The 1,778-nt window shown below is 34.1% G+C and carries 2 protein-coding genes; both read right to left on the reverse strand.

Annotated features, from left to right (window positions below; all coding sequences use genetic code 11):
* Positions 1-140: 140 nt before the first annotated feature.
* A complete protein-coding gene (locus tag BZJ19_RS16915; protein WP_077676482.1) occupies positions 141-1,259 on the reverse strand; it encodes a glycosyltransferase family 4 protein in 1,119 nt (372 codons plus the stop codon).
* A gap of 1 nt (position 1,260) precedes the next feature.
* Positions 1,261-1,778, reverse strand: a 518-nt coding sequence (locus BZJ19_RS17340; protein ID WP_235608292.1) for a hypothetical protein, incomplete at its 5' end; no start/stop codon positions are given.

Below are 1,778 nucleotides of genomic sequence, written 5' to 3' on the forward strand. Positions count from 1 at the left end.
CTTAAAATCCATCGAAAAACGGAGCTGGGAGAGCTAAATAATAACAAATGCAAAACTCTTTAAAATTAATATGATATGAAATATTTTTATGACATTCTCCAGATTAAGCGACTATGTTCCACTATAAAAACCATAGACAATTAACTTATCAGACTTTTATAAATACCCTGATATTTTTGCGACATTTTCTCAGCACTAAGTTCTAATGTAATTAAATTTAGAGCGGACTGCCTCCGAACAGCATAATCTGACTCCAGTAATGCTTGAAAAGATTCTAAAAAGCTACGTTCTTCACCTAAATTAAAAAGACAACCTATTTCTGGACACATATTATGGATTTCTTTGTGCGGTTCAATATCAGATAGTAGAACAGGTAAACCACAAGCCATAGCTTCTAACGCAGAATTAGGTAAACCTTCCGCTACCGAAGATGAAACATAAAAGTCTGCAGCTTTTAAATACTCATCCACATTACTGACGCTTCCTAATATTTTTACATTTTTAACTTTACTAGCTAAAGTTTTACAATCTGCCTCTAATGACCCTCGACCTATAAAAACAAGAATATTATTACAATCAATAGATATAACTTTTTCCCATAATTTTATTAAGAACAATGGATCTTTTCGCTCAGATAAACTCCCGGAAACAATCCAAATATTACTATTAATGGGTAGACCGAGCTTGCTACGTAAAGACAGTTTTTCTTCTTCTATTATGGGCCTATAAGTCGTAGTATCTACACCATTTTGTACGATTCCAGTGTTTACTAAACAATATTCTGTTTCTAAATTAGTTTTTACGGCTTTGGACACTCCTACCGCAAGATTTACTCTGTGTAAGGCACGAATGTGTTGCCAAGCCATTTTCATACCAATAAATCTGCCATAAGCCATTGAATAATCGGCTTGGGGAAAGTTTCGAATAGTAGCAACTTTGGGCAACCGATCCAGCAATTGAGCACTTAAAACATCTGCGCGAAAGCCTTGTGTATGAATCGCATCGGGTTTTATTTTAGAAACTAGCTTCTTCAACCTATTTTTCGCTAAAAACGTTCCACCTAAACGAGACAAATTCAGAGAATGCATCTCTATACCTAAAGATTCGTAATCTGACCATCGAGAATCATTTGGTTCAGGTGAAAGAGTGACAAGAATAGGATCGAACGCATTCCTATCTAAATTTGAAATGATATTAAAAAGCTGATTGGTGGGACCAGTACATCTTAATGTACTCACTACGTAAAGTATTTTTTTCACATCAAAGCCCTAACTGTATCCTTACAGATTGAAAACTGTAAACGAATAAACCTATGCATAGAGCGATAAGCCCTCCTCCAAAAAACCTAGCTTCCAAACTCAACATACCTTTCTTCTCATAAAAAATAAATGTAAATAATACTGGTAGATAAGCACTAGCGTAATAAAGATACCTAGACGATAAAAGCAAAACAGGCAACGAAAATACCACTATAACAACAACCATCAAATAGACTTTATATATAAACATGAACCTATGGTCATCGAAAAGATCGCTTTTAGCGCTATATAAATAGAAAAAGATCAAAGAGAAGTAAAGAATAAAAACTTTTATGTAGACGAGCGTGTTATTATAATCCTTATCAGAAAAATTATCGATCTTTTCAAAAAGCCCACCTAAGCTGGATAGATTAGACATTACTTGCTGGGAAACGACTGGAAGCATAGGGATAGCAAACAGCAGTATAAAAATAAAATTTCTCTTCAAGTTAAAACCATAAGCAAGCAAAATAATAACAG

It is taken from the genome of Salinivibrio proteolyticus, assembly GCF_001996165.1.
GTDB lineage: Bacteria > Pseudomonadota > Gammaproteobacteria > Enterobacterales > Vibrionaceae > Salinivibrio > Salinivibrio proteolyticus.